The following is a 26,403-nucleotide window of genomic DNA, read 5'->3' on the forward strand; positions in this document are numbered from 1 at the left end:
TTCGAACCCGGTAGCTAAGGTTGTTTGCGCTGATGGTACTGCACTCGGTGGGGTGTGGGAGAGTAGGTTGCTGCCGCCATGTTTTTTAGAGTGTGGGGTGTGTTTATGTCTTTTTGGTAGGCATAGTACACACCCCACACTTTTTAATCTCTGCGCGCCAAAAATTCAAAGCTCAGCGCGCGGCCGAGCTGGAGTCGGCCTAAAATAAGCACAGCATCGTGATTCTTAACAATCGAACTGCGAGGAATGAAATGTCTGACCACGAAGAGTGGAGCCAAGAGCGCTCCGAAGACGACCGTCCGAAAGGACAATGGCGGTCCGCGCGGCAACGGCGCGAACCCTCGCAGCACGATGGAGAGGGCGGCGCGACCCGCGATTCGGGCGATCCCCGCGATGCCTGGAATGACCGCCGCGGAGGCCCACGGCGTCGGGATAATCGAGAAGAAAACTGGAACCGTCACCAAGGGGACCGACGTAGTGGCCGTCGTTATGATCGCGGCCACGACCGTGACTCCTGGGAATCGCGAGATTCCCGTGGCGGGCGCGATGGTGGTTCCCGGCGCTCTTCGTGGAACCGTCAGGGTGAATTCCACGATGGTAGCGGCGAACGCGGACAGAAGGGTGGATTCCACAACCGACGTGACCGTGACAACCATCGTGGATACCGGCGCGATTGGAATGACAGGGATTCGAGTGAATCGCGCGAATCCCGAGGTTCCTGGGATCGCGGCGGTGAAGGCCGCTACGACCGGCGCGGCGGACGGGGTGGCCAGTGGCGCGATAATCGCCGGGGCCAGGACAGGCGATTCGGGGAGCGGCGTGATGATCGTTATAATGAGCGTTCCGGGCGCGAAGATCGTCGTCGTACCAACGAAAACGAACCCCGTGATAATAACAACTACGGGCGCCGCGACCAGTATGACGACAAGCAGCAGTTTGATCGCGGTGAGCGCCGGCGTGACAACCACCGGCAGGATGGCCGGCGCCGTGATGAGCGCCGTCGCGATAGCTACAGGCGTGACGAACGTGGTGGACATCGCGAAGAAGATAAAAGCCGGCGTGATGACCGCCGCAGCCGCGGCGTGAAAGATCCCTTTATTCCGGAAACGGTTAATGCACAGGATCTCGCGGCGGAATCGCGTCGTAAACTCAAGGTTCTCGCGCCAGCGGTGTCCGAGAACGTGGCGCGGCATCTGGTTTATGCCGGATCCATGATGGATCAGAACCCGGAACTCGCCTACGAGCACGCGAAAGCAGCCTACCGGCACGCCGCGCGCATCGACATCGTGCGTGAGGCACTGGGATTGACGTCCTACTTGACCGGCCGGTACTCCGAAGCTCTGCGTGAACTGCGCACCTATCGGCGCATGACCGATGATTACTCGCATGTGGCCCTTGAGGCTGATTCCGAGCGCGGATTGGGGCGGCCTGAAAAGGCTCTTGCCTTTATTGCTGAAATTCCGCTCAAGCGGCTCAATACCGCCACCACGCTCGAATTGGCGCTGGTGACGTCCGGCGCCCGTGCGGACGCGGGGGATTCCGAGGCCGGACTGGCCGTCCTGGAGAAAATCAAGGTTGAGAACCTTGATGAAGAATTACGCGCCCGCGTTGAGCTCATTAAGGCAGATCGTCTCGAAGAACTAGGACGCGTGGAGGAGGCCGAAGATCTGCGTGCGCGCTGGAATCCGGTCTACAATGCAGAAGGCGAAGTCGAGCTTTTCACCGCGGACGAGCCTGAGTCCGAGACAACAGACGTGCCCGATTTTGAAACCGAGACGAACGAAGACGCGGAAACGGAAGCGGAACAGGCATCGGAAGTGGAGCATAAGGCCGGGGCACTAGCTGAGTCTGATACGACATCCGAGAGTGAACCGACGTGTGCAGCCGAAGCCGAACATGAAGTGGCGCACGAAGCTGAGGCCGAGGCGCAGGTAAACTCGGAGACGGACTCCGAGCAGGAATCAGAAGAAGAATAATGGTGAGCCTGATATCCCATTTTGACGGCGCGATTTTCGATCTGGACGGTGTCGTTTACCTCGGCACCGATCCGGCCCCTCACGCTGCCGATGCCTACGGACGCGCCATCGCTGCTGGTATGCGCCCGCTTTTCCTCACCAATAATGCCTCGCGCACCCAGGAAGAAGTCGCCGCGCACCTCGCAACAGTGGGAATTTCAGCCCCGGCATCAACGGTGCTTACCTCTGCAATGGCAAGTACGCAGCTCGCCGTGTCGCGAGTACCTGCCGGCGCAAAAGCCCTCGTTATCGGGGGCAACGGTCTGCATCGTGCGGTGAGTGAAACTAGCCTCGTTCCGGTATCATCCGCGGATGATAACCCCGACGTGGTCATTATGGGGTTTTACCCGACAATTGACTGGGCAGCGCTTTCAGAAGTCGCCCTGGCCATTCGCCGCGGCGCCCTTTTCGTGGCCACGAATCTCGATGCCACCCTGCCCATGGAGCGTGGATTTATGGTCGGTTGCGGATCCCTCGTGGCTGCAGTAGTTAACGCCACCGGGGTGCAACCACTCTCCGCGGGCAAACCCGATCCTGCGATTTTTGCCATTGGGATGGATATGCTCGGCGCCAGCCATCCTCTCGCTATTGGTGACCGGCTCAATACCGATATTCGTGGAGCGCGTGCCGCAGGTATCGCCAGTCTCCACGTGCTTACCGGAGTGAGTTCTGCTCGCGATATTATGCTGGCTGCACAGGAAGAACGCCCCGATTATCTCGGTGATGATCTGCGGGTCCTCAACGAGGACTACCCGGAGATTCATCGGGAAGGTGAACGCTGGGTGGCAGGCACATCCTGGGCACAGGTTGAGGAGGGACACGACGGCGCAGCGGCCCGCTTGGTCACCTCCGATGGATGCGGGCCACATTTGGGGCTGGATACTTACCGGGCCGCGGTGCACGCGGTATGGGAGGCCCGAGATCGCGGGCTGGAGGGGAACGTCACGCTCGAGGAGATCATCGTGGAGCGGCGATGACGGACCAGGAAAGAGCCACGGCGCCGGAGGCAACGGTACCGTTGCCGAGCGCTCCGCTCAATATTGAAGCCGCCTTGGAGAATCTCAACGAACTCGATCTGCCCGAACAGATTGAACAGTTGGAGGCGATTCACACCGAACTCGGTCGGCGCTTATCCCGGGCGCGGCTCTAAATCAGAAAGGCGAGCCTATGGGGCGTTTAAGGCGCGTTGATGCGGAACTTGTCCGGCGCGGGCTCGCGCGCTCTCGCCAGGATGCTGCGGTGCTCATTCGTGAAGGTCAGGTATTCCTTGACGGAGCTGAGGTAACGAAACCCGCTCGACAGATGGATCCGGCACAGGCGCTTTTGGTGAAAGAAGCGGCTCAGGATCGTTACGTCTCCCGCGGAGCATATAAACTCCTGGGAGCCCTCGATTATCTCGGAGACGCCGGCCCGCGTGTGGAAGGAGTCCGTGCCCTGGATGCGGGCGCTTCCACGGGTGGATTTACCGATGTGCTGCTGCGGCGCGGTGCTGCCCACGTGGTTGCCGTGGATGTTGGCTACGGCCAACTGGCCTGGAAGCTCCGTGAAGACCCTCGTGTCACCGTGCTGGAACGCACGAATGTGCGCACCCTGGATCCCGCGGCGGTCGCCCCCGCGCCTGATCTGGTTGTGGGGGATCTATCTTTTATTTCTTTGCGGCTCCTCGTTGCCCCGCTCGCTGCGGCGAGTTCGCCAACGGCCGATTTTTTGCTTATGGTCAAGCCTCAATTCGAGGTGGGTCGGGAAAAAATCGGTGCGCACGGGGTGGTACGAAACCCGGAGTACCACGTTGAGGCGGTATGCGACGTCGCCCTTTCCGCCCGTGCCGCAGGGCTGGGCCTGCAAGCGATCGCGCCTTCGCCCCTTCCTGGACCGGCGGGGAACGTTGAATACTTTCTTTATATGAAGAAAAATGCTATTGATCAGCTTGGCGAGAACCTCGAAGAAAGTGTCCGGGCCGCGGTGAAAGCTGGACCAGCGGGGCAAGGACGGCCAGCGCGGTAGCGGGGTAGGATACCTGGGAGAGGGGAGGCATTCGATGGCAGAACCAAAAGTCGCCCTGGTCGTCAATCGCACGTTACCACCGCAGATGGAGCGCGCCGCTCACGATGCGATTGTCGCCCTAGAAGACCGCGGCGTACGGGTGGATACCAGTGAAACTCTGGCGGGTGCCCGCAATGCGGATCTCATCCTCGTCATGGGTGGGGACGGCACGATTTTGCGCGGGGCTGAGTTAGGACGTAGTACCGGCGTGCCCATCCTCGGTATTAACTACGGGCATATGGGTTTTCTTTCCGAAGCTCAACCTGATGAGCTCCCTGCCGTCGTGGAAAGGATTGCCGCGCGCGATTGGGTTATTTCCGAACGAATGACCATTGATGTGCATGTGCAGCGCCCGGATGGCTCCTGTAACGTCCAGTGGGCCCTCAACGAAGTATCGGTGGAAAAGGCTTTTAATTCGCGTCTCATCGAAGCTTCTATCGGTGTGGACGGGCGCGAAATCTCTGCTTTCAAAGCCGACGCGGTGCTACTCTCCACGCCCACCGGTTCTACTGCCTACAATTTTTCGGCGGGTGGACCGGTGGTATGGCCCAGCGTGGAAGCACTTCTTCTCACCCCGGTGGCCGCTCACGCGCTTTTCACCCGTCCTCTGGTGGTGAGCCCCTACTCAACCTTGGAAGTACGGGTTTTGCGTGATGAGGCGATGGTTTCCTGCGATTCACGGCGCCGGCTCGTCGCACCTGAAGGGACCGTGATTACCGCGGTGCGGGGGGAGCGTCCCGTCAAGCTCGCCCGACTGAATGAAACCCCTTTCTCCGGGCGTCTGGTGGCGCGCTTCCACCTGCCGGTGCGCGGCTGGCGCGAGCGTGAGGTACGGGAATGATCGAACAGGTACGTATCCGCAATCTCGGTGTTATCGCGGAAGCCGAGCTTAATCTATCTCGCGGGCTCACCGCACTAACGGGGGAAACCGGGGCGGGAAAAACTATGGCGGTGACCTCCCTTACGTTGCTTCTCGGAGCTAAAGCGAATCCCGCACGGGTGCGGGCCGGGGCCGTCCAAGCGGAAGTGGAAGGAACGTTTCTCGTGGACGCGACTTCCCCGTTGCTGGAACGTATCGCCGAGGCAGGGGGGCGGTATGACGTTGAAGGCGATACCGCTGCTGTGATTATTGCTCGGCATATTCCCGCGAAGGGGCGTTCCCGTGCCTTTGTTGGAGGCCGGTCAGTACCCACCGCGGTGCTGACCGATATCGCGGCCGAACTTGTCACCGTGCACGGCCAATCCGATCAGATTCGGTTGGGTAACCCCGGCCAGCAGCGCGCTGCGGTCGATGAATTCGGAGGTGAAACGATCACGCGGGCCAAAACAACGTGGGAACAGGCGTGGAAAAACTACGGTGAAGCCCGCGAAGCCCGCGATACCTTTCAGGCAGGTGCACAGCGCGCTGCTCAACAGCGTTTAGCCTACCGAGCCTTGCTTGACAAAGTTGAGGCGGTCGATCCGCATCCCGGTGAAGAAGAAACTCTGCGGGCGCGCGCCCGGGTGCTTGAAAATGCGGTGGAAATGTACGGGGCATACTCCGCGGCTGCCGAAGCACTGAGCGGGAGCGACACCGAAAACGGAGCCATATCCGCGCTGGGTAGCGCGGCCGCGCAACTCGAGCGTGTTCTTGAACTCAGCGGCCCTGATGTGCCGAATACACAACTTCGGGAGCTACGCGAACGCTTGGAAAATGCCGAAGCCGATATCAACGATATTTATGCCGATATCGCAGAATTAGCTCGTGGTACCCAAGCCCAACCCGAGGAGCTCTCTACGATTTATTCGCGCCGCTCCGAACTGGCCGGGCTGCGCAAACAGCTGGGAATGAGCGGCGAAGAAATCCTGCGCGCCGCCGCTGAGGCCCGAGCGGGTCTAGAGAACCTCGATGATCCAGCGGCCACTCTAGAACGTCTTGAGAAGGAGCTTTCGCACGCTCATACGGCCATGGAACAAGCCGGAGCAGCCCTACGTGCCGCGCGTGCCGCTGCCGGGGAAGAACTCGCCCGTGCTGTGGAAACGGAACTTCCCGAGCTCTCGCTGCCCGATGCCCACTTCACCGTGGCTGTCAGCGCCGCGGATCCTGGGCCAGCCGGTGCGGATTCCGTCACTTTTTTGCTAGCCGCCCACCGCGGTGCGCCGCTGTCCCCGCTCGCATCGGGTGCTTCGGGCGGTGAGCTCTCGCGAGTTATGCTCGCCCTCGAAGTGGGATTGGCGGCCCGGCGTGCTCAGCGGGGCCACACTTTCCTCTTCGACGAAGTTGATGCCGGGATTGGGGGCCGTGCTGCCACTGCCGTTGGGAAAAGACTGGCAAAACTGGCTGGTAGTGCCCAGGTTATTGTTGTTACTCACCTTGCCCAGGTCGCGGCCTATGCCGAGCACCAACTCGTCGTCGTGAAACAACTTGAAGAAAGTACCGCGCGCACGGAGCTGCGTGACGTCACGGGGCCGGAACGCGAAGCAGAACTCGCCCGTATGCTTTCGGGCAGCGATACCGATGTGGCACGCGCGCACGCCGCTGAGCTACTTAAGGCCGCGAGTGTGGCACTATAAAGCTTGTGGCATCGAAGTTATGGCGAAAAAAGAAGGTCGTTGCGGAAGGCACCCTGGCCGGTCCGGCCCGGGTGGACGCACGCACCAAAAATCTCACTCGTCGTCTCCAAGCCGGCGATGTAGCGATTATTAACCACACGGATCTGGATAGGGTGGCCGCGGAAAACCTTGTCGCCGCGCAGCCCGTTGCCGTGCTCAATGCCGCGAAATCTATCTCGGGGCGCTACCCAAATCTTGGCCCGGCGATCCTGGAAGAAGCCGGTATCCCGCTCATCGATGACCTCGGCCCAGAAATTATGGATATTTCGGAGGGCCAGTGGGTCGATATTGATGGGGCACGCGTGGTGGCAGGCGGACGCGTTATTGCGGAAGGCACTTTACAAACCGCCCAGAGCATCGCGCGTGATAGCGAGGCCGCCCGCGCGGGCATGACCGTGCAACTGCGAGCTTTCGCCGCCAATACCCTCGAATATCTCAACGAAGAACAGGGACTCATCCTCGATGGGGTGGGAATTCCAGATATCCGTACGTCCATGGAGCACCGGCACGTGCTCGTGGTGGTGCGCGGCTACGACTACCGTGAAGACCTGCGCGCCCTGCGTCCCTATATTCGGGAAAATCGCCCGCTCATGATCGGGGTGGATGGCGGAGCGGATGCTCTTCTGGAACTTGGCTACACCCCGGATATTATCGTGGGTGATATGGATTCGGTTTCCGATAAAGCGTTGCGCTGCGGTGCCGAGGTGGTGGTGCACGCCTACCGCGATGGGCGCGCACCCGGCAAGAAGCGGGTGGAGGATCTGGGAGTGGATCACGTGGTCTTCCCGGCTACCGGGACTTCCGAAGACGTTGCCATGCTGCTGGCTGATTCCAAAGGCGCCAAGCTCATTGTGGCGGTGGGTACTCACAATACGATTCTGGAATTCCTCGATAAGGGCCGGGCGGGAATGGCCTCAACGTTCCTCACCCGCCTGGTGGTGGGTGGCAAACTCATTGACGCGAAAGGTGTTTCACGCCTCTATCGTTCCTCGATTTCGAATTGGATGCTCGTTGCCCTCATTCTTGCGGGAGTTTTTGCACTCTTCGCGGCCCTGGCCGTTACCGGTGCGGGCCAAACCTTCCTGTCCGTGCTCACCACTCGCCTCGGGGATCTTGCCGAGTGGTTCCGTAATCTCTTCTAGGAAAGTTAGCTGATGGTTGATTTTAGGTATCATCTCGTTTCCCTGGTCTCGGTGTTTTTAGCGCTGGCCATCGGAGTGATTCTCGGGGCCGGGCCGCTGCAAAATTCCATCGCGCACGGGCTTACCGGCCAGGTGGATTCCCTGCGTGAATCGCGTGACAAGATGCGCGTGGAACTCGATCAACGCGGGGCACAGCTTGATGCTGCGTCGACGGCGCTGCTAGGTGCCGGCGAGCAACTTAATGCCGGAACGCTGACCAACCGGCGCGTTGCTATCGTGGCGGCAGCCGGGGCCGACGGAGCTATCGTGGAGAAAACCCGGCAGAGCCTGACCGCGGCCGGGGCTCGTATCACGGGTGAAATCACCCTGGCTCCAGCTTTTACGGATACCGAATACGCTACCTACCGTTCCACCCTTTCCGGTAACCTCGGCTCTTATGTCAAGGACTTGCCGGCCGGTGGTTCCGCGGATGCGATTCTCGGGGCGGCCGTGGATACCGTGGTACGCTCTGCGCCGGAAGATGCGGGGGCGACGACGCTCATCACTCTTCTCACCTCTCCGGAAAATAAGCTGATTGACGTGGCGGTTGCTCCGAGTGAAGCCGCGGAGGTGGTTGTTTTCATCACCTCGGATCCGGCTGAGACCGCACCGGTTCCCGCCGATAAGGCGACCACTTCGCCGCATATTACGGATACCTACCAGGCTGCCTTTGCGGCTATTGCCGGGCGGGGCCCGGCCGTGGCCGTCGGTGCGGGAACAGACGGAAACTCGGTGTTGGGAGCCGTGCGTTCAGCAAAAAACGGATCCACGGTGGATTCTGCGCAAACCGCGCTTGGTGATGTCAATATTCCCATGGCGGCAGCTGCCGAATTGCATGAACGCCACGTACACCTCGGGGTAGCGCCCGGAGCGGATAGCGCGATTGGGGAGCGCCAAAGTGCCTCCGCACCCGCGCAAACAGCGCCCGCTCCGCAGCCTGAACAGGCTCCTGCTCCGGCCCCCGCACCCGCGGAAGGCGGGCAAGCTCCCGAAGGCGGGCAGGCCCCGGCTGGGCAGTAACGGTACCATGGGTGCATGACCCTTTCTGCTTTCTGGAGGAATCAAGTGCGCCTGGGCGTTGCCGCCCTGGCCGGATTCGCCGCGGCTCGCGCAGCCGAGAAGCTGCTCGCCCGGCGCGCCGCGCCCGCCTGGCAGCGTACCGCTAAGGACGGGCGTACTGTGAGTTTGCGGGAAGGCCCGGTTGCGGTAGCAGGCACGGTTACCGGAAGCGCGGTGGGCGCTCTACTTTCCGGAGGCACGAGCTCGGCTGGTTCGGTAATCGCGGCGCTCAGCGGAGGACTGGCCGGTTATATTGACGATTTTTACGAAGGTGCATTTTCACGTACCTCCAAAGGGTTGCGCGGCCACCTCGGTGCACTTTCCCGGGGCCATCTGACCTCCGGGGCTCTGAAAATAGTCATTATTGGGGCCGGTGCGGCTCTGGCCTCATGCGTCCCGGTTACTGTGGACGGCTCTCGTAGTAGTGGTTCTTGCGCGCGGCAGCTCGCGCTGCGCGGCGAACGCACCATTCTCATCGCTGCTACCGCGAATCTTATTAATCTCCTTGACCTCGCGCCGGGCCGGGCCTGGAAAGGAACGCTCATAGCCGCGGCTCCCTTCTCCCTGGTCAGCTACCCGCCGGCAGGTCCCATTGCCGCGGCTCTCGTGGGTACTGGCACAGCCTGCCTGCCTGAGGACCTCGCGGGTAGGGTCATGCTCGGCGATACCGGGGCAAATGCGGTGGGAGCGGCACTGGGCTGGACGCTCGCCAGCCGTGGTCCTTGGGTGCGGCGCGGAGCGCTGGGCGTCGTCGTCGCCCTGAATATCGCGAGCGAAAAAATATCATTTTCGCGGGTTATCGCAACCCACCCGTGGCTGCGCGCTCTCGACCAGGCAGGCCGGGCATGAAAAAAGTTCTTGGAACTGCACTTGGAGCAGCCGGAACCATAGCGATTCTTACCCTGCTCTCGCGTGCCATGGGCTTCGTGCGGGCCTGGGTGCAAAATGGGGCGTTGGGAGATTCCCTCGCCGGGGAGGCGTATTCGACGGCGAATACCGTCCCTAATGTGCTTTTTGAAATCGCGGCCGGCGGTGCCTTGGCTGCCGCGGTCATCCCGTTGGTCTCCGGATTCCTAGCGAAGGCACTGGCCGCGGAAGTATCCCGCACTGCCTCGGCCTTGTTCACTTGGGTACTTGCCATCGGAATTCCGGTTGCGGGGATTGTTACCCTGGGTGCCCGGCCGATTATGGACGTGCTCCTGGGGGAGGGCTCGCCGGCAGCCAGCGTGGATTTCGCCGCCACCCTGCTCCGGATTTTCGCCTGGCAAATCCCCCTCTACGGATTGTCGGTGGTGTGCACGGGGCTGTTGCAGGCGCATAAAAAATTTGTGCTTCCCGCTCTCGCCCCGCTGCTCTCGTCGGTCACGGTTATTATTACTTTCGTTATTTTCACGCAGCTCGCCGGGGGTAATCAGCACGATCCGGCACGGATTTCTCGGGCGACCCTCTATGTGCTGGCCTGGGGTACCACGGCGGGGGTCGCGGTTTTCTCCCTACCCCAGCTTATCCCGGTGCTACGCCGCATCAGCTTGCGACCTACATTCCGTTTCCCGCCGGGGGTAGGGTGCCGTGCGCTACGGTTAAGCGCGGCGGGGCTGGCCGGCCTGCTCGCTCAACAGATCCAAATCATCGCGGTCATGCTTTTTGCCAATGCCCGCGGTGATGTGGGAACCTACCCGATTTTCACTTTCGCGAACCAGCTCTATATGGTGCCCTACGCCGTGCTTGCTGTTCCGATCGCCACCGCGGTTTTCCCACGCCTCGCAGAAGCCGCCGCGATCCCCGGGCGCCCGGGTCTGGCTCGGATCACCGCTCGCTCTTCCCGTCTCGTTTTTGATATTGGACTGCTCTGCGTGGCACTGCTGGTGGCGGTTGCAGAGCCTGCCCAGGCACTCTTCGCGGTGGCGCGTCCGGTGGCTCATATGGATATTGCCATGTTGGCTATGGCGCCCGCACTCCTCGGCTATGCCTTTATTTACCATGGGTCGCGGGTTCTCTACGCAGTGGAGGCAGCTCGTGCGGTTATTATTGTCAATTCGGCGGCGTGGCTGATGGTCGTTGTGGTTCTTATCGGGGCGGCGGGCCTGGGGGTGCACGGACGCACCGAAGTGCTCATCAGCATCGGTGTGGCGATGTCCACGGGAATGACCGTTGGAGGTATTGGCCATATTTTCGCGATCCGGCGCGCGGTAGGCCCCGGGGCGCTGCGCGGTGTCGGTTACTCCCTGCGGATCGTGCTGCCTGCCGCTGTAGTAGCTGGCACGGTCGGATATACCAGCGGGCGCGAGATACTACGCTGGTGGGGGGAAGGCGCCCTGGGTGCCCTGGGAGCAACTGCCGTGGCCGGTGCACTCACCCTCGCGATCGGGGGAGTGGCGCTCTACTTCGTTGACCGACGGGCGCTGCGGCTGGCGCGTGACGCGGAGGCGCCGTCGACCCAAGAAATGCCCGCTATTGCCGTGGCTTTCGACGAAGCGAATGCATAAAACTTGGTCTGCGGCCTGCACGCCCGCGCAGGTGGGAAAGGAAATTTTATGTACAACGGTCTGAGTGATGAATACTGCCCCGAGCATATGCGGCTCCTGGAGCGGCGCAACGTGCTCACGTCTCCGTTCATTAACGTGTACGAGGATACGGTGGAACTGCCCAGCGTAGGAGCGCGAATGGATCGTTACTGGGTGGAGCACCGCGATGCGGTGGCCGTGCTTGCGGTACGGGGCAGTGGCGACGGCGCACCTGAGGAAGTACTGCTTATCCGGCAGTATCGGATTCCGGTTCGCTCGCTCCTGTGGGAAATTCCGGCTGGCATCCTCGATATAGAGGGTGAGGATCCGATGGAGGCCGCTCGCCGGGAACTGCGCGAAGAAACCGATTATGCCGCCGGGGAACTGGAGTTTCTTACCCGTTTCTACACCTCGCCCGGTTTCACTAACGAGCAGCTCACGGTCTATCTCACTCGTAATCCCGAGCCAGCCGCGGCAGCTTTTGCTCGCGAGGATGAAGAGGCCGAAATTGAGGTGCGGTGGGTGCCGCTAGCCCTGGTGCGGGAGGCAATTATGACCGGGCGAGTTGCTAATCCGCAACTGGTGGCAGCGGTACTTGCTTACCTGGCGCGTAGCTCTTAACGACTAGGAGGGTCCGGGCCGATCGCTGTTGCGGTTCAACGGCTGTTTAACAGCGGTTCAACGGCGGTTCTGCACCGCTCTTAGCCACGAGCGTAACTCGTGTGGGCGTGTGGACCCGCGCCGGTAACAACGGTCCTTTTTCCGTCCGGTTAGGCTGTCCAAACTAGATTACGCAACGTTGGTGTTGTTTAATTGGGAGGCGAGGTCCTAGATATGGTCGACCACCGCGTGGTAAGTGGCGGTGCTCAATTCGAAAGAACCTGCGGTCGTGGTCCGGGCGCGCATACGTGCTTGGCGAGGATGTAGAACTGTAACGGGGGTGGTGTTCCAAGTGTCCGAAGATGAAGGCGCAAAGATCCGCCCCCGTGAAGAAACAACCCGCGAAGGTATTCTGCGTCTCATTATGGAACGCGGACCCATTAGCGCCACGGAACTTGCCCGCTTAGCTATCCTTACTCCAGCTGGGGTGCGCCGCCATCTTGTGGCGCTCGAAGATGCGGGTGCTATTACCGAATGTGAGAAACCCGGGCAGCGTGAGGCGCGGGCCGGGCGGCCAGCACGCTACTACGTGGCAACGGATGCCGGGCAGAATGCCGGGGCAACCTCTTATCACACCATGGCGAATGCAGCTCTTGATTTTCTGCGTGAAAATCTGGGGGAGGCCGGAGTGGCGGAATTTGCGCGCCGCCGCGAGCGTGCTTTGGTCGCTCGTTACCGCGATGTGCTTGGGGATACGGAAAATTCGGTGGAACGGTTGCGCCGTCTGGCGCGAGCCCTCACCCAAGATGGTTATGCCGCTTCGGTTCGCGATGTTCCGGGTACCCAGGATGGGCCGCGGCATATGATCCAGTTGTGTCAGGGGCGCTGCCCCCTGCGCGACGTCGCCACACAGAATAACTTTTTATGCGCGGCGGAAACCCGCGCTTTTCACGAACTACTCGGGGTTCCCGTGCAGCGGTTGGCAACCATTGCATCGGGGAGTCACGTGTGCACGGTGACGCTGCACGCTAACAGCGTTTAAATCGGGAGGAAACACATGGCACAAACACGGCACGAGGCAGCAATTGCGGAGGCCGTGGCGCAGCAGGAACACGTTATTGCGAACCTGTCTGGCGCCTATGAATTTGGGTGGCACGATACCGATACCGCCGGGGCTCACGCGCGCCGCGGTCTAGATGAAGGTGTCGTGCGCGCGATTAGCGCGGCGAAGGAAGAACCAGAATGGATGCTCAAACGGCGCCTGCGCGCTTTGCGCCTTTTTGAGAAACGCCCCATGCCCACGTGGGGAGCTGATCTTTCCGGTATCAACTTTGATGACTTCAAATACTTCGTGCGCGCCACCGACCGTCAGGTGACCGATTGGAACGACCTTCCCCCGGAAATCAAAAACACCTATGACCGGCTCGGCATTCCGGAAGCTGAAAAAGAACGCCTGGTAGCCGGGGTGGCTGCCCAGTACGAATCCGAGGTGGTCTACAACTCGATTCGCGCGGATTTGGAAGAACAGGGCGTTATTTTCGTGGATACCGATACCGCACTGCGTGAGCACGAGGACCTGGTGCGGGAATACTTCGGTACCGTTATTCCGGCCGGCGATAATAAATTCGCATCCCTCAATACCGCGGTATGGTCGGGTGGCTCTTTCATTTATGTCCCGAAGAATGTCCACGTGGATATTCCCTTGCAGGCGTACTTCCGTATCAACACCCAGGCGATGGGGCAGTTTGAACGTACGCTCATTATTTGTGATGAAGGCTCCTACGTGCACTACGTGGAAGGCTGTACCGCCCCGATCTACTCTGAGGACTCCCTCCACGCCGCCATCGTAGAAATCATTGTGAAAAAGAACGCCCACTGCCGTTACACCACGATCCAGAATTGGTCGAATAACGTGCTCAACCTCGTCACCCAGCGTGCGACCGTAGCGGAGGGGGCCACGATGGAATGGGTGGACGGTAATATCGGTTCACGTCTCAATATGAAATACCCGGCTTGTGTGCTCCTGGGTGAACACGCGCACGGGGAAGCGCTTTCCGCGGCTTTCTCCGGCCCCGGCCAGCACCAGGATACCGGCGCGAAAATGCAGCACCTGGCGCCGAATACCACCTCCTCGATTGTCTCGAAGTCGATTTCGCGCGGGGGCGGGCGCTCCTCCTATCGCGGTCTCGTGCAGGTTTCGGAAGATGCGCGTGGCTCGAAATCTAATGTGGTCTGCGATGCGCTGCTCGTAGACGATATTTCCCGCACGGATACCTACCCGTACGTGGACGTACGCACGGACGACGTCGAGATGGGGCACGAAGCCACCGTGACGAAGGTGAGCGAGGAACAGCTCTTCTATCTCATGCAACGTGGCCTATCCGAGCAGGAAGCCATGGGTATGATCGTGCGCGGTTTCGTAGAGCCCATCGCTCGGGAACTGCCTATGGAATACGCACTCGAACTCAATCGTCTTATTGATCTGCAAATGGAAGGGAGTGTGGGCTAATGGTCAGTACTGATCATTCCCAGGCGGTGCTAGCAGATGAAGGATTCCATACCGCGCACGCCGACCGCTCGGATCGCTTCGCCTCCTTTAATCCGGAGGAGTTCCCGATTCCGCGCGGAACCGGAGAGGAAGAAGATTGGCGTTTTACGCCGATGGATCGGGTAGCCCCGTTCGTTAAGGACGTGGAGGGGGTGCGAGATGCCACCGTCACCGCCACCGTCGTGGGCGGTGCCTGTGTGGAAGAAGTGGACCGCAGCGATCCGCGCTTAGGTACAGTCGGGAAACCCGACGACCGCGCGGCGGCCCTCGCCTGGTCCGCTTTTCAGCGTGCGCATATCGTCACCCTCGATGGAAGCGAGCACGCGGACGTCGTCGCCATTATCAACGGGGAAGGAAAGCTGAGCGTTGCCCACACCCTTATTACCGCGGCCCCGGAGGCTAGCGGCACCGTAGTGCTCGAGCACACCGGTAGCGGCAACCTCACCGAAACCGTGGAAATTGAGGTGGGTGCGCATGCGGATCTCACCGTTGTTTCCGTGCAGGAACAAGAACGCTGTGCTTCCCAACATTCCGCCCAGCGGATCCGAGTGGGAGAAGGCGCAAAATTCCGGCATATCGTGGTGACCATCGGCGGGGATCTCATCCGCATGACCACCGCGTGCGAATTGGAAGGAGAGCGTTCCGATAGCGAGCTGCTGGGTGCCTATATCACCGAAAGCCACCAGCATCACGAGCACCGCATTTTCGTGGATCACGTGGCCCCGCACTGCAAATCTCGCGCTACCTACAAGGGTGCGCTCCAGGGCGATGAGGCGCATTCGGTGTGGATCGGGGATGTGCTCATCCGGGCTCAGGCCGCACAGACGGATACCTACGAACTCAACCGCAACCTGGTACTCACCGAGGGAGCCAAGGCCGATTCGGTGCCTAACCTGGAGATTCTCACCGGAGATATCGCTGGGGCTGGGCATGCCTCAGCAACGGGCCGTTTTGATGATGAACAACTCTTCTACCTCATGGCACGGGGCATTCCCGCCGATGTGGCGCGCCGCCTGGTAGTGCGCGGTTTCTTCGCGGAATTGGTGGAGCAGATCGAAGTGGATTCGGTGCGCACCAAGCTCATGGACGCTATCGAACGGGAACTCGATTTAGCCGATGCCGGAAACGGGGAGGATGCATGAGCTGGCAGCAGGTGTGTACCACCGCGGATCTCGAGCCGGAAAGCGCCCTGAGCGTGGAAGTCCGCGCTGCTAACGGCGCCGTCGTACCGGTATGCATCGCACGCGACTGCCACGGCACCTGGCATGCCGTGGGCGATATCTGCACCCATGAAGACGTCAATCTCAGTGACGGCGAAGTTTTTGATACCACAATCGAATGCCCCAAACACGGTGCGGAATTCGATCTGTGTTCCGGGCGTGCCCTCACGCTCCCGGCGGTCACGCCCGTGCCCGTCTACCCCTTGACCTGCGATAACGAAGGCCGCGTTTTTGTCGACGTGGACACAAGACCTGAGGAGAAGTAATGGCTACTCTCGATATTATTGATCTGCACGCCTCGGTGATCACCCCCGAAGGCCCCAAACCGATCCTGCACGGCGTCAATCTGCATATCGGTGACAATGAGATCCACGCGATTATGGGCCCGAACGGTTCAGGTAAATCGACCACGGCGTACGCGCTGGCCGGGCACCCTTCCTATGAGATCACCTCCGGCCAGGTGCTGCTCGACGGTGTAGATATTACGGATATGACCGCTGATGAACGCGCCCGCGAGGGACTTTTCCTCGCCATGCAGTACCCGGTTGAAGTGCCGGGGGTATCTGTCTCGAATTTCTTGCGCACCGCGAAAACCGCGATTGATGGAGAAGCTCCGAAACTGCGTGAATGGTCCCAGGCATTGCGCAAGGTCACGGAGAAATTGCGCGTGGATGCCGATTTCATTAAGCGTGATCTCAATGTGGGCTTCTCCGGTGGGGAGAAGAAACGCACCGAAGTGCTCCAGATGGAATTACTGGAACCCAAGATCGCCGTGCTGGATGAAACGGATTCCGGGCTGGACGTGGACGCGCTGCGCGTGGTCTCTGAAGGGATCGTCGATGTGCATGAACGCACCGGTAATTCGCTGCTGCTCATCACCCACTACAACCGAATTTTGCAGTACGTCAAACCCGATTACGTCCACGTTTTCGCCGGCGGCAAGATTGTGCGCACCGGCGGACCGGATCTGGCCAGCGAACTGGAAGCTTCCGGTTACGACAGCTACATCGAAGCGGAGGCGAAGTAGGTGAGCGCCGTGCGCCCGCTGGTGGCGCGGGAAGATTTCCCGATCCTCGCCCGCCCGATGCGCGCCGGCCAGGCCCTCGTGTACTTAGATTCTGGGGCGACGGCGCAGCGTCCGCGCGCCGTTCTGGACGCGATGGTGGATTTCGATACGCGCTCCAACGGAGCGGTCAAACGCGGCAGCCACCTTCTCGCGGAGGAGTCTACCGTGGCTTACGAAGAAGCCCGCGCGAAAGTGGCGGCCTTTATCGGGGCGGCACCCCAGGAAATCGTGTGGACCAGCGGGAGCACCCAGTCCCTCAATCTCCTCGCCTACGCGATCTCGAATGCCACGGCGGGACGCGGATGGGGTAATGCGGATCGTTTTCTGTTGCGTGCCGGTGACGACATTGTGGTCACCCGGGCCGAACACCACGCGAATCTGCTGCCTTGGCAAGAGCTGTGTGAACGTACCGGCGCCCGACTCACGTGGCTTGATCTGGATAGCGAAGGAAGAATTGACCCGGCTAGTCTCGGGGTTATCGGGCGGCGCACTCGTATCGTTGCTTTCACCCACGTTTCGAATGTGACCGGGGCGGTATCTCCGGTAGCGCAGATCGTGGCAGCTGCCCGCGCGGTGGGTGCTTTTACGGTTCTGGATGCCTGTCAATCGGTGCCGCACCTTCCCGTGGACGTGCATGCCCTCGACGTGGATTTCGCTGCTTTTTCGGGGCACAAAATGTACGGCCCCACCGGTGTGGGCGCGCTCTACGGGCGCGAAGAGCTCCTCGCGGATCTGCCGCCCTACCAATTTGGTGGCTCAATGATCGAACGGGTGACGATGGAAAAAACGCGCTACGCGCGCCCGCCGGCCCGTTTTGAGGCGGGAAGCCAACCGGTCACCCAGATTGTGGGCCTTGCGCGTGCGGTTGATTATCTCAGTGCTATCGGCATGGAGAAGGTGGCACGCTATGAAGACGCGCTCACGGTCCAGCTCCTCGAAGGCCTCGGGCAGATCCCGGGGATCCGGGTGCTCGGACCGCGCGGGGGAGGTGGCCGTACCGGGATCGCGGCTTTTACCGTTGCCGGTGTGCATCCCCATGACGTAGGGCAATTCTTAGATGCGCGCGGTATTGCGGTGCGGGTGGGGCACCATTGCGCCCAGCCCATTCACGATTTCTTCGGGGTGCCTGCCTCGGTGCGCGCCTCGGTGGGGATATATACAACAAGCTCGGATATCGATGCGTTTCTGGACGCGTTGAGCCAGGTCCGCGGCTATTTCCGGGCGGAAGGATAGGCACGTGAGCGAACTTGATGAGCTCTACCAGCAGATTATTCTCGATGCGGCGCGTGAACGGCACGGGGAAGGCGAGCTGGCGCCGGTGGAGGCCGGCGCGGGTGCGGCTGGCGCGGGCGCGCAATCCGGGCCGTGTGGGGAGTCCACCCAGGTCAATCCCATGTGCGGGGATGAAGTGACCCTTGAGGTGCGCCTGTCTCCGGATGGGGAGAAGATCGCCGAGCTGGCGTGGCAGGGGCAGGGGTGTTCTATTTCCCAGGCCTCGATTTCCATTATGAATGACCTGGTTGCCGGGCAGTCCATCGAGCATCTCGCCACGCTCTACAGCTATTTCCGCGAGATGATGGATAGCCGCGGGGCCGAGCTGCCCGAGGCCGCCGCGGATGCCCTGGAAGATGCCGCCGCTTTCCACGGTGTCGCGCGTTTCCCCATGCGTATCAAATGCGCGCTGCTGGGCTGGATGGCGGTCCGTGAAGCCACTGACGAAGCTCTTCGCCACCTCGGCACCTCCGATGGGCAGGAGAGTGGCTCCGCGGAAGATACGTCGCAGAACACAAAGGAGACCCCGGAACAATGACGGAGAAGAAGGACACAACCCCGCCGGAGCCCGAGGCCACAGCGCCCGTAGTGGAAACGTTGAGCACAACGAGCACGCCTCAACCGCCCCCGACCGAGGCCGGGGAACATATCGGCGAAGTTATTTACACGGACGGCGATAGCCCGGTGGACGACGTCGACCCCTATCTCGTTCTCGAAGCGATGAAAGACGTTATCGACCCGGAGCTCGGCGTCAATATTGTTGATCTTGGCCTCGTGTATGGCGTGACGACCAACGGCCGCCATCTTCACCTCGATATGACTCTCACCTCGCCGGCCTGCCCGCTCACAGACGCCATTACCGACGGCATTATTATCGCCACGGAAGATCTTGTTGATGACGTGGATATTAACTGGGTGTGGTTGCCTCCGTGGGGCCCGGAACGCATTACCGAAGATGGCCGCGATGACCTGCGTGCCCTCGGTTTCAATATTTAGTACGACGACGCACGGGCGCCCAGAAAACTCTGGGCGCCCGTGTTATCTCTACCGGCGCTACTTTAACGCCAGGTATTGCAGGCGTTGAAATCGCCTGTTTCGTAGCCGGTTGTCAGTGCATCCATCCGCTGGGCAGATGACCCGTGAGAGAATTTTTCGGGGTTGACATCCATTCCGGCGCTTTCTTGGATATGGTCATCGCCGATCGCGACCGCGGCATCAATAGCGCTGGCGAGCTGCTCCCGGGTGGGGGCTTGCAGAATCGGGATTCCGCTGGCCGGATCCACCGTGCTGGCAGCGTGATGCAGCCAGAGTCCAGCGTAGCAATCAGCTTGCAGCTCCGAACGTACCTGCGAAGAATCCGGGCCGGTATCACGCGGATTAATACGTTCGAATACCCCGGTGAGGTTTTGGATATGATGCCCGAATTCGTGGGCAACCACATAGGCCTGCACCAGGGTGGTGTTCTCTGCCCCGAAACTGGTTTCCAGCTCGTCGAAGAAAGTGGTGTCGAGGTAGACGGTTCTATCGGCGGGGCAGTAGAAGGGCCCCACCTGACTGGACGCGTTCCCGCACCCGGTGCTCACTCCCTCAGAAAAGAGTGCGAATCCGGGAAGTTCATAGGACGTGCGAGCCGAGCGGGGAAGTTCACCCTCCCAAAACGTATCGAGTGATTGGGCTATCGCCACCATGAAACACTCGGTGGAAGCATTGGCATCCGCCCCGGTGCGGCATTTATCCGCAAAATCGGAGGTGGTGGATTGCTGGGCGGAGCTGCCCTGCGCTGAGCCACCCTGGGAGAGGGCCGCCGGCGGGGGAGTACCGGTAACTATGTACCACACCAGGGCAATAATGATGCCGGTCACGCCCATACCGCCGCCGATGATGGTACCGCGCCCGCGGCCGCGATGTTGTACTCTCGCCCCGTCGAGGCGCACGCCGTCGTTAACACTCATGACGTTGAGCCTACCCTCCCGGTGCGCACCCCGTGCGCGTTTCCTCAACCGCGCTTCAGTATTGCGCGATGGCGTACCCGAGGGGCAGCGCGGCCACGATCACACACAGCACACAGGCGAGGAAGCTCCATCCGGCAGCCTTGCGGAACCGCAGCTGTCCGGGAGTGGCGCGTTGTTCGCGCGAGAGGGTGACAGCGGTGAGCACCAGGCCAGCTACCGTGCCGAGCCAGGCGAGGAGTTGGACGAGCAGGCGACCGTGCCCGAGGAATACGCAGGCTGCCGCGCAGACGGATATCATCACGGGCAGCACATAGGTGGTGTGGTTCTCCGGCTGTTCGCCGGGATTCGGCTCGGGTGCGGAAGAAGCTGTTATCACTTCTCCATTGTCGCGCGTGCGGGCTAGGCGCACCAGTGGCGCGTTGGCGTGCCGGCATATGCCGGCCGGGTCCACCCGTAGCGCGCTAGAGTGATGAGCAATGCGGCCCGCGGGCGGTTTTCTCGGTAAAGTAGGCCCTTGTGATTACGGCTTCTGATCTCACGATCCGCATCGGTACGCGTGAACTTGTCCAGCACGCTAGTTTTCAGGTCCACAAGGGTATGCGCGTGGGCCTGGTGGGGCGCAATGGCGCTGGCAAAACCACGATGACTCGCCTGCTGGCGGGCGAAGGCACCACGTCTGATGCCGTTGACTACGAAGGAACCCTGCACCGCAGCGGCACCATTGCCTACCTCCCGCAAGATACCCACGATGGGGATCCGAATCAGATAGCTCGGGATCGTATCCTGGAGGCGCGCGGAATCGACGCCACGATTCGCCGTATCCGCAAAGCGGAAAAGGATATGGCCGAATGTACCGGAGCGCGCCAGCAAAAAGCTATGGAGCGCTACGTGCGTCTCGATCAGGAGTTCACCGCGGCCGGGGGCTGGGCCGCCAATGCGCAGGCCTCCCAGATGGCTGCCGCGCTGGGCTTGGATGAGCGTGTCCTCAACCAACCGCTGGGGACGCTTTCGGGTGGGCAGCGCCGCCGCGTCGATCTGGCGCGGGTGCTCTTCTCCCAGGCAGATACGCTGCTTCTGGACGAACCGACCAACCACCTCGACCATGATTCTCTCCTGTGGCTGCGCGATTACCTTTCTAATTATTCGGGCGGTTTCGTGGTGATTTCTCACTCGGTGGATTTGCTGGAAGAAACGGTCACGGCGGTGTGGCATTTAGATGCCAACCGGGCAGCTCTTGACCAGTACGCGATGGGATGGTCGGCCTACCTCAAGCAACGTGAAACCGATGAACGCCGGCGCCGGCAGATGCGCGCTAATGCCGAAAAGAAGGCGGACCAGCTGCTAGCGCAGGCTAATAAGATGCGCGCGAAGGCTACGAAGGCGGTGGCCGCTCAAAATATGGCGAAACGTGCGGAGAAGCTGCTCGAGGGCCTGGAAGAAGAACGCGCGGATGACAAAGTGGCAGCGCTGCGCTTCCCGGAACCGTCCCCGTGCGGAAAAACCCCCTTGCGGGCCCGGGGCCTGTCAAAATCCTACGGCTCGCTGGAGGTGTTTACCGGCGTTGATCTGGCGATTGACCGCGGTTCGCGCGTCGTCGTTCTGGGGCTCAACGGCGCGGGTAAAACCACGCTGCTGCGGCTGCTTTACGGAACGGAAACACCGGATACCGGCGAAGTAATCCCCGGCCACGGCCTCAAGCTGGGATATTACGCGCAGGAACACGATTTTATCGATACTGATAAAACTGTGGTGGATAATTTGCGCTACGTCGCCCCGGAGTTCGATGAAACAGGCTTACGCACCGTGCTCGGTTCGTTTTTGTTTTCGGGTGACGACGCCGATAAGCCCGCCCGCGTCCTCTCCGGCGGTGAAAAGACTCGTTTGGCGCTGGCCATGCTGGTGGTCTCGCGCGCCAATGTGCTACTGCTAGACGAACCGACGAATAATCTCGATCCGGCATCCCGCGAAAAAATCCTAGCTGCTCTGGGTAAATATGAAGGCGCCGTCGTGCTCGTCACGCACGACGAAGGTGCCGTGACCGCACTTGATCCCGAGCGGGTGCTTCTCCTCCCGGACGGAGATGAAGACTTGTGGAACGACGACTACCTGGAGTTGGTCTCCCTCGCCTAAGCGGCGGGAGTTACTCGCGGAGGTGGAAAGCAGGGAAATATGGCTAGGGGTACGCCTGTGCCCGGTACTGGAAACCAATACCGGGCACAGATACTGCCTGCGGCTAGTAGCTCAGGGCACGCGCTGAGCAACTTAGGTGCTTAGCGGCGCACCACCGCATTCTTGGGAACCACGACCACGCCACCTTCGGAAACGTAGAAACCGCGTTCGCGATCATAATCGTGATTAACTCCCAGTTGCGCGCCTTCTTCAATCTGGACGTTCTTATCTACGATGGCGCGGATAACGGTGGCGTTGCGGCCCACGTTCACTCCGTCCAACAGGACCGATTCGCGCACCGAGGACCAGGAATTCACCCGCACCCCGGGGGAGAGCACCGATCCGATGACTTCACCGCCGGAAACAATCACTCCGGGAGAAACAATGGAATCTAGGGCATGCCCGAGGCGTTCGTGATGCCCGTACACGAATTTTGCGGGCGGTAACCCGGTGTACCCGGTCAGAATCGGCCAGCGTTCGTTGTACAGGTTGAAGTCCGGGGTAACGGAAATAAGATCCATATTCGCCGCGTAGTAGGCGTCAATGGTACCCACGTCACGCCAGTAGTCCTTATCGCGTTCACCTTCACCGGGGATGCGGTTGTAGGTGAAATCGTAGACGCCACAATTACCGGCCTCCACGAAACGCGGAACAATGCTTCCACCCATATCATGGGCGGAACTGGGATCCGCGGCGTCATTCTGGAGAGCCTCAACCAGCGCGTCAGTATTGAAAATGTAATTGCCCATGGAGGCCAGGAACTGATCCGGGGCTTCTTCCAGGCCCAAACCGCTTGTATCCTGCGGTTTTTCTAGGAACCGGGAAACCTTTTGGTGGTTTTCCTCATCCACATCGATAACACCGAAGGACGGTGCCAGTTCCAGCGGCTGGCGGATACCGGCGATGGTTAGGTCAAAACCGGATTCCACGTGCTGGTCCATCATCTGGGAAAAGTCCATGCGGTAGATATTGTCGGCACCGGTCACGAGCACAACATCGGGCCGTTCATCATCGATGACGTTCATGGACTGATAGATGGCATCCGCACTTCCGGAGAACCAACCCTTACCGCGCCGCTGCTGGGCGGGAACCGGGGCCACATAATTGCCCAAGAGGTTGGACATACGCCAGGTTCTTGTAATGTGGCGGTCCAGCGAATGTGACTTGTACTGGGTAAGCACGATGATCTGGAGGTATCCAGAATTCACGATGTTACTCAACGCAAAGTCGATCAACCGGTAAATGCCCCCGAAAGGAACCGCGGGTTTCGCTCGATCTTCAGTGAGCGGCATTAGACGCTTGCCTTCGCCTCCCGCAAGGACGATGGCCAGAACGCGTAAATCTCTCCTCATGCCTACAGCGTACCGTAAAACGTGAAGTTGAACACCCACCTCTCGAGGTGAGTGTGGACAAGGTGAGCGTCGGTCCACGCTGTGGATAGATGAGCGCTACGGCTGTGTTTCCCCGTGCGGTGGGATACCCTTGAGGTAGTACGCACGCATGATTCGCTTCGTGGGGAAGCGGACGGCGGCGAAGAAGCCGGAGGCAGCCATGCGCATTGATTTACTGACTCGCGAATACCCCCCGCATGTGTACGGAGGCGCGGGAGTTCACGTTACGGAGCTTTCTCGTGTTCTCGCCCAGCACGCTGATATTCACGTGCGTGCTTTTGATGGTCCGCGTGCCCCCGCGGAGAACAACGATGTTCCCGCGGGTGTGGCGCTGCAAGGCTATGACTACCTCACGGAACTCGAGGGGGCTAATGCGGCTGTGCGTACCATGGGCGTTGATCTCGCGATGGTCACGGATGTTGAGGGAGCGGATCTGGTGCACTCCCATACCTGGTACGCGAATTTCGCCGGGCATATCGCCTCGATTCTTTACGGAATTCCGCACGTGATTTCGGCTCACTCGCTCGAACCGCTGCGCCCGTGGAAGCGCGAACAGCTCGGGGGCGGCTATCACTTGAGCTCCTGGGTGGAAAAGACCGCGTATGAATCCGCGGCCGGAATCGTGGCGGTATCTCACGCGATGCGTTCCGATATTTTGCGCTGCTACCCGAATATTGCTCCCGAACGGGTGCGGGTGATCCACAACGGTATTGATTTGAACGCGTGGAAAGCTCCGGAAACCACCGCAGAGAAGGAAGATGCCCGCCGGTATTTCGCCAGCTACGGTCTGGATCCGGATCGGCCCACCATTATGTTCGTCGGGCGTATCACCCGTCAGAAGGGGGTGCCGGGCCTGCTGCGTGCCCTCCGCCAGGTAGATAAGGGGATCCAGGTGGTACTGTGTGCCGGGGCTCCCGATACCCCTGAAATTCTGGAGGAAACAAAGGCACTCGTGGCCGAGCTGCAGGCCGAACGCGAAGGCGTGGTGTGGATTGACGATATGCTCAGTCAGGATCGTATTGTTGCCCTGGAATCATGCTGCACCACTTTCGTTACCCCCTCCATTTATGAGCCCCTCGGCATTGTCAATCTCGAGGCTATGGCCGTGGGGTTACCGGTGGTCGGCACCGAAACCGGGGGAATTCCCGATTGCATTGTCCACGGAGCCACCGGGCTCCTCGTTCCCATCGAACAAGCCCAGGACGGTACGGGTACTCCGCTCAACCCCGAGCAATTCGAGGCAGATCTGGCTGAGGCTCTCAACGAGGTGTGCTCCGATCCGGAACGGGCCGCGCAGATGGGAGCTGCGGGCAGGCGCCGGGTGGAAGATCATTTCTCCTGGGAAGCTATTGGCGAAAAAACTATGGAGTTCTACCGTGAACTCGTGGATAACTATCCGCGGCGCTAACTCGACCTGTCGCAGCAGCACGCTATTCTAGAACCATGGGTGACGTGCTGTCGTTGAAAGATGTAACGCTACGCCGCGGGGCCACGGAAATTCTCCGCTCGGTATCCTGGGATGTTAATTCCGGGGAACGCTGGGTGATTTTCGGGCCGAATGGTGCCGGGAAAACCACGCTTATACAGGTGGCTGCCGCGCGACTCTTCCCCAGTTCGGGAAGCGTAGAGCTCATGGGCGAACGCCTCGGCACGGTGGACGTGCGGGAGCTGCGCAGCGCCGTGGGCGTAACCTCGGCCGGGATTGATGATCGTATTCCCGGTGGGGAAACGGTTTTCCAGGCGGTGCGCAGCGCTGCGTATGGGCACCTAGCCGCGTGGAATGAAGAGTACGACGCCGCAGATGACGCCCGCGCCCGTGCCATGTTGCGCCGGCTCGGTTTGCGTGACCTTGAGGAACGCAAGGTCACGCACCTATCCTCCGGGGAACGTAAACGCTTAGGGATTGCGCGGGCCCTCATGCCCAATCCGGAAGTCCTCATTTTGGATGAACCAACCTCGGGCCTGGATCTGGGCGGGCGCGAACGCCTGCTGGCTACCCTGTCGCGGCTGGCCGGGGAAGTATACGCCCCGGCCATGCTTCTGGTCACCCACCACGTGGAGGAAATCCCGGTCGGATTTACCCATATGCTGCTTCTTAAAGCGGGCAATGTTGTGGCGGCCGGGCCGCTAGCGGAGGTTTTAACCTCCGCGCGCCTCTCGGATACTTTTGATTACCCGCTGCAGGTGGAGGAAAACGCGGGTCGGTATACCGCGCGCGCTGCCCGCTAAGGGATCGGGCGCTCGGTATATCCGAGGCACAGTGCGTCCGGTAGCATGGCACCAGAGGACGAAGAGGCCCGGAGTCGGAGAACCGGCGGTACGGAACTCTCAGGAAAGGGAGAACAATGACGTGGCAAATTTGGGTCATAGCCGGGTTGGCACTCGCAATTGTTGAGATGTTTACCCTCGATTTCACTTTCCTTATGCTGGGACTATCTGCCCTGGCTACCGCGGGTGTGGCCCTGGGAACAGAGATTCTGTGGATTCAGATTGTGGCCTACGGGGTTTTCGCTCTTATTCTCTTGCTTTTCGCGCGCCCCTGGGCGCGCCGTCACGTCAATCCGCGCGGAGCTGCCGTCGGCAATGTGGAAGCGCAGGTGGGTCGGCGGGCATACGCGCTCACGGAAATTAACGAGCGCAGCGGGCGCGTGAAAATTGGCGGAGATGAATGGAGTGCGCGGACCGCTGCGGGGCGCATCCCGGAGGGCGGCGTCGTACTTGTACAAGCAATTGACGGTGCTACCGCAATCGTGACACCAGAATCGTAAATTGTATCTACTCACGTATCACC

The 26,403-nt window shown here is 60.6% G+C and carries 27 protein-coding genes; 24 read left to right on the forward strand and 3 right to left on the reverse strand.

Features of this window, described 5'->3' with window-relative positions; translation table 11 throughout:
• The first annotated feature begins 402 nt into the window (after nt 1-402).
• From HMPREF9237_RS05245 to HMPREF9237_RS05335, 20 genes are all read left to right on the forward strand, one after another.
• The gene (locus HMPREF9237_RS05245; RefSeq protein ID WP_155875941.1) at nt 403-1,086 is read left to right on the forward strand and encodes a hypothetical protein; all 684 of its coding nucleotides are present in this window, start codon (nt 403-405) and stop codon (nt 1,084-1,086) included.
• Nucleotides 1,083-1,976, forward strand: a complete 894-nt coding sequence (locus HMPREF9237_RS09625) for a hypothetical protein (protein ID WP_016442692.1) — start codon at nt 1,083-1,085, stop codon at nt 1,974-1,976. The genes HMPREF9237_RS05245 and HMPREF9237_RS09625 overlap by 4 nt, the downstream gene beginning before the upstream one ends.
• A complete protein-coding gene (locus HMPREF9237_RS05255) occupies nt 1,976-2,992 on the forward strand; it encodes an HAD-IIA family hydrolase (protein ID WP_016442693.1) in 1,017 nt (338 codons plus the stop codon). The genes HMPREF9237_RS09625 and HMPREF9237_RS05255 overlap by 1 nt, the downstream gene beginning before the upstream one ends.
• Nucleotides 2,989-3,165: a hypothetical protein gene (locus HMPREF9237_RS09495; protein ID WP_016442694.1), complete on the forward strand. Its 177-nt coding sequence runs from the start codon at nt 2,989-2,991 to the stop codon at nt 3,163-3,165. Before HMPREF9237_RS05255 ends, HMPREF9237_RS09495 begins: the two co-directional genes overlap by 4 nt.
• Nucleotides 3,166-3,182: 17 nt before the next feature.
• Nucleotides 3,183-4,019 carry a TlyA family RNA methyltransferase gene (locus HMPREF9237_RS05260; protein WP_016442695.1) on the forward strand — a complete coding sequence of 279 codons (837 nt, stop codon included), beginning with the start codon at nt 3,183-3,185 and terminating at the stop codon, nt 4,017-4,019.
• Nucleotides 4,020-4,053: 34 nt separating this feature from the next.
• The gene (locus HMPREF9237_RS05265) at nt 4,054-4,899 is read left to right on the forward strand and encodes an NAD kinase (protein WP_016442696.1); all 846 of its coding nucleotides are present in this window, start codon (nt 4,054-4,056) and stop codon (nt 4,897-4,899) included.
• The gene (recN, locus tag HMPREF9237_RS05270) at nt 4,896-6,611 is read left to right on the forward strand and encodes a DNA repair protein RecN (RefSeq protein ID WP_016442697.1); all 1,716 of its coding nucleotides are present in this window, start codon (nt 4,896-4,898) and stop codon (nt 6,609-6,611) included. Before HMPREF9237_RS05265 ends, recN begins: the two co-directional genes overlap by 4 nt.
• 5 nt (nt 6,612-6,616) lie before the next feature.
• Nucleotides 6,617-7,792: a putative cytokinetic ring protein SteA gene (gene steA, locus HMPREF9237_RS05275; RefSeq protein WP_016442698.1), complete on the forward strand. Its 1,176-nt coding sequence runs from the start codon at nt 6,617-6,619 to the stop codon at nt 7,790-7,792.
• A gap of 12 nt (nt 7,793-7,804) precedes the next feature.
• Nucleotides 7,805-8,851, forward strand: a complete 1,047-nt coding sequence (locus HMPREF9237_RS05280; protein WP_016442699.1) for a copper transporter — start codon at nt 7,805-7,807, stop codon at nt 8,849-8,851.
• Nucleotides 8,852-8,866: 15 nt separating this feature from the next.
• Complete coding sequence (locus HMPREF9237_RS05285; RefSeq protein ID WP_081637311.1) at nt 8,867-9,739, forward strand: hypothetical protein; 873 nt, start codon at nt 8,867-8,869, stop codon at nt 9,737-9,739.
• On the forward strand, nt 9,736-11,376 hold the full coding sequence (murJ, locus tag HMPREF9237_RS05290; protein ID WP_016442701.1) for a murein biosynthesis integral membrane protein MurJ: 1,641 nt from the start codon (nt 9,736-9,738) through the stop codon (nt 11,374-11,376). Before HMPREF9237_RS05285 ends, murJ begins: the two co-directional genes overlap by 4 nt.
• A gap of 48 nt (nt 11,377-11,424) precedes the next feature.
• Nucleotides 11,425-12,015: an NUDIX domain-containing protein gene (locus HMPREF9237_RS05295; protein WP_016442702.1), complete on the forward strand. Its 591-nt coding sequence runs from the start codon at nt 11,425-11,427 to the stop codon at nt 12,013-12,015.
• Between the two features lie 331 nt (nt 12,016-12,346).
• Nucleotides 12,347-13,036 (forward strand): helix-turn-helix transcriptional regulator, encoded by a 690-nt coding sequence (locus HMPREF9237_RS05300; RefSeq protein ID WP_231366706.1) that lies wholly within the window; start codon nt 12,347-12,349, stop codon nt 13,034-13,036.
• Nucleotides 13,037-13,051: 15 nt separating this feature from the next.
• Entirely contained in the window at nt 13,052-14,503 is a 1,452-nt protein-coding gene (sufB, locus tag HMPREF9237_RS05305; RefSeq protein ID WP_016442704.1) for a Fe-S cluster assembly protein SufB, read from the forward strand.
• Nucleotides 14,503-15,684 carry a Fe-S cluster assembly protein SufD gene (gene sufD / locus HMPREF9237_RS05310; RefSeq protein WP_016442705.1) on the forward strand — a complete coding sequence of 394 codons (1,182 nt, stop codon included), beginning with the start codon at nt 14,503-14,505 and terminating at the stop codon, nt 15,682-15,684. The genes sufB and sufD overlap by 1 nt, the downstream gene beginning before the upstream one ends.
• Nucleotides 15,681-16,028, forward strand: a complete 348-nt coding sequence (locus HMPREF9237_RS05315) for a Rieske (2Fe-2S) protein (protein ID WP_016442706.1) — start codon at nt 15,681-15,683, stop codon at nt 16,026-16,028. Before sufD ends, HMPREF9237_RS05315 begins: the two co-directional genes overlap by 4 nt.
• A complete protein-coding gene (gene sufC, locus HMPREF9237_RS05320; protein ID WP_016442707.1) occupies nt 16,028-16,789 on the forward strand; it encodes a Fe-S cluster assembly ATPase SufC in 762 nt (253 codons plus the stop codon). Before HMPREF9237_RS05315 ends, sufC begins: the two co-directional genes overlap by 1 nt.
• Nucleotides 16,790-18,061 (forward strand): SufS family cysteine desulfurase, encoded by a 1,272-nt coding sequence (locus HMPREF9237_RS05325; RefSeq protein ID WP_016442708.1) that lies wholly within the window; start codon nt 16,790-16,792, stop codon nt 18,059-18,061.
• Between the two features lie 4 nt (nt 18,062-18,065).
• Complete coding sequence (sufU, locus tag HMPREF9237_RS05330) at nt 18,066-18,638, forward strand: Fe-S cluster assembly sulfur transfer protein SufU (RefSeq protein ID WP_016442709.1); 573 nt, start codon at nt 18,066-18,068, stop codon at nt 18,636-18,638.
• Nucleotides 18,635-19,096, forward strand: coding sequence for a metal-sulfur cluster assembly factor (locus tag HMPREF9237_RS05335; protein ID WP_016442710.1), 462 nt, complete (start codon nt 18,635-18,637; stop codon nt 19,094-19,096). Before sufU ends, HMPREF9237_RS05335 begins: the two co-directional genes overlap by 4 nt.
• Before the next feature lie 62 nt (nt 19,097-19,158).
• Here the strand turns inward: HMPREF9237_RS05335 and HMPREF9237_RS05340 are convergent, their stop codons facing one another.
• Nucleotides 19,159-20,052, reverse strand: coding sequence for a neutral zinc metallopeptidase (locus HMPREF9237_RS05340; protein WP_016442711.1), 894 nt, complete (start codon nt 20,050-20,052; stop codon nt 19,159-19,161).
• A gap of 55 nt (nt 20,053-20,107) precedes the next feature.
• On the reverse strand, nt 20,108-20,428 hold the full coding sequence (locus HMPREF9237_RS05345; protein ID WP_039898853.1) for a hypothetical protein: 321 nt from the start codon (nt 20,426-20,428) through the stop codon (nt 20,108-20,110).
• A 140-nt stretch (nt 20,429-20,568) separates the two neighbouring features.
• Here HMPREF9237_RS05345 and HMPREF9237_RS05350 point away from each other — a divergent pair, with 140 nt between their 5' ends.
• Nucleotides 20,569-22,182: an ABC-F family ATP-binding cassette domain-containing protein gene (locus tag HMPREF9237_RS05350; protein WP_016442713.1), complete on the forward strand. Its 1,614-nt coding sequence runs from the start codon at nt 20,569-20,571 to the stop codon at nt 22,180-22,182.
• A 140-nt stretch (nt 22,183-22,322) separates the two neighbouring features.
• Here HMPREF9237_RS05350 and glgC read toward each other — a convergent pair whose 3' ends face one another.
• Nucleotides 22,323-23,573 carry a glucose-1-phosphate adenylyltransferase gene (gene glgC, locus HMPREF9237_RS05355; RefSeq protein ID WP_039898855.1) on the reverse strand — a complete coding sequence of 417 codons (1,251 nt, stop codon included), beginning with the start codon at nt 23,571-23,573 and terminating at the stop codon, nt 22,323-22,325.
• Between the two features lie 199 nt (nt 23,574-23,772).
• Here glgC and glgA point away from each other — a divergent pair, with 199 nt between their 5' ends.
• From glgA to HMPREF9237_RS05370, 3 genes are all read left to right on the forward strand, one after another.
• Nucleotides 23,773-25,020, forward strand: coding sequence for a glycogen synthase (glgA, locus tag HMPREF9237_RS05360; RefSeq protein ID WP_016442715.1), 1,248 nt, complete (start codon nt 23,773-23,775; stop codon nt 25,018-25,020).
• 35 nt (nt 25,021-25,055) lie between these two features.
• The gene (locus HMPREF9237_RS05365; RefSeq protein WP_016442716.1) at nt 25,056-25,841 is read left to right on the forward strand and encodes an ABC transporter ATP-binding protein; all 786 of its coding nucleotides are present in this window, start codon (nt 25,056-25,058) and stop codon (nt 25,839-25,841) included.
• A gap of 116 nt (nt 25,842-25,957) precedes the next feature.
• Nucleotides 25,958-26,380, forward strand: coding sequence for an NfeD family protein (locus HMPREF9237_RS05370; protein ID WP_016442717.1), 423 nt, complete (start codon nt 25,958-25,960; stop codon nt 26,378-26,380).
• The last annotated feature ends 23 nt before the right edge of the window (nt 26,381-26,403 follow it).

Origin of the sequence: Actinotignum schaalii FB123-CNA-2 (genome assembly GCF_000411135.1) — a bacterium.
GTDB classification, from domain to species: domain Bacteria; phylum Actinomycetota; class Actinomycetes; order Actinomycetales; family Actinomycetaceae; genus Actinotignum; species Actinotignum schaalii_A.

What these genes read in the sequence shown, in the direction of transcription:
- HMPREF9237_RS05245 (WP_155875941.1), top strand. Translation starts at nt 403, where the DNA reads ATGACCGCCGCGGAGGCCCACGGCGTCGGGATAATCGAGAAGAAAACT.
- HMPREF9237_RS05255 (WP_016442693.1), top strand. Translation starts at nt 1,976, where the DNA reads ATGGTGAGCCTGATATCCCATTTTGACGGCGCGATTTTCGATCTGGAC.
- HMPREF9237_RS09495 (WP_016442694.1), top strand. Translation starts at nt 2,989, where the DNA reads ATGACGGACCAGGAAAGAGCCACGGCGCCGGAGGCAACGGTACCGTTG.
- HMPREF9237_RS05260 (WP_016442695.1), top strand. Translation starts at nt 3,183, where the DNA reads ATGGGGCGTTTAAGGCGCGTTGATGCGGAACTTGTCCGGCGCGGGCTC.
- HMPREF9237_RS05265 (WP_016442696.1), top strand. Translation starts at nt 4,054, where the DNA reads ATGGCAGAACCAAAAGTCGCCCTGGTCGTCAATCGCACGTTACCACCG.
- recN (WP_016442697.1), top strand. Translation starts at nt 4,896, where the DNA reads ATGATCGAACAGGTACGTATCCGCAATCTCGGTGTTATCGCGGAAGCC.
- HMPREF9237_RS05280 (WP_016442699.1), top strand. Translation starts at nt 7,805, where the DNA reads ATGGTTGATTTTAGGTATCATCTCGTTTCCCTGGTCTCGGTGTTTTTA.
- HMPREF9237_RS05285 (WP_081637311.1), top strand. Translation starts at nt 8,867, where the DNA reads ATGACCCTTTCTGCTTTCTGGAGGAATCAAGTGCGCCTGGGCGTTGCC.
- murJ (WP_016442701.1), top strand. Translation starts at nt 9,736, where the DNA reads ATGAAAAAAGTTCTTGGAACTGCACTTGGAGCAGCCGGAACCATAGCG.
- HMPREF9237_RS05295 (WP_016442702.1), top strand. Translation starts at nt 11,425, where the DNA reads ATGTACAACGGTCTGAGTGATGAATACTGCCCCGAGCATATGCGGCTC.
- sufB (WP_016442704.1), top strand. Translation starts at nt 13,052, where the DNA reads ATGGCACAAACACGGCACGAGGCAGCAATTGCGGAGGCCGTGGCGCAG.
- sufD (WP_016442705.1), top strand. Translation starts at nt 14,503, where the DNA reads ATGGTCAGTACTGATCATTCCCAGGCGGTGCTAGCAGATGAAGGATTC.
- HMPREF9237_RS05315 (WP_016442706.1), top strand. Translation starts at nt 15,681, where the DNA reads ATGAGCTGGCAGCAGGTGTGTACCACCGCGGATCTCGAGCCGGAAAGC.
- sufC (WP_016442707.1), top strand. Translation starts at nt 16,028, where the DNA reads ATGGCTACTCTCGATATTATTGATCTGCACGCCTCGGTGATCACCCCC.
- HMPREF9237_RS05335 (WP_016442710.1), top strand. Translation starts at nt 18,635, where the DNA reads ATGACGGAGAAGAAGGACACAACCCCGCCGGAGCCCGAGGCCACAGCG.
- HMPREF9237_RS05340 (WP_016442711.1), bottom strand. Translation starts at nt 20,052, where the DNA reads ATGAGTGTTAACGACGGCGTGCGCCTCGACGGGGCGAGAGTACAACAT.
- glgC (WP_039898855.1), bottom strand. Translation starts at nt 23,573, where the DNA reads ATGAGGAGAGATTTACGCGTTCTGGCCATCGTCCTTGCGGGAGGCGAA.
- glgA (WP_016442715.1), top strand. Translation starts at nt 23,773, where the DNA reads ATGCGCATTGATTTACTGACTCGCGAATACCCCCCGCATGTGTACGGA.
- HMPREF9237_RS05365 (WP_016442716.1), top strand. Translation starts at nt 25,056, where the DNA reads ATGGGTGACGTGCTGTCGTTGAAAGATGTAACGCTACGCCGCGGGGCC.
- HMPREF9237_RS05370 (WP_016442717.1), top strand. Translation starts at nt 25,958, where the DNA reads ATGACGTGGCAAATTTGGGTCATAGCCGGGTTGGCACTCGCAATTGTT.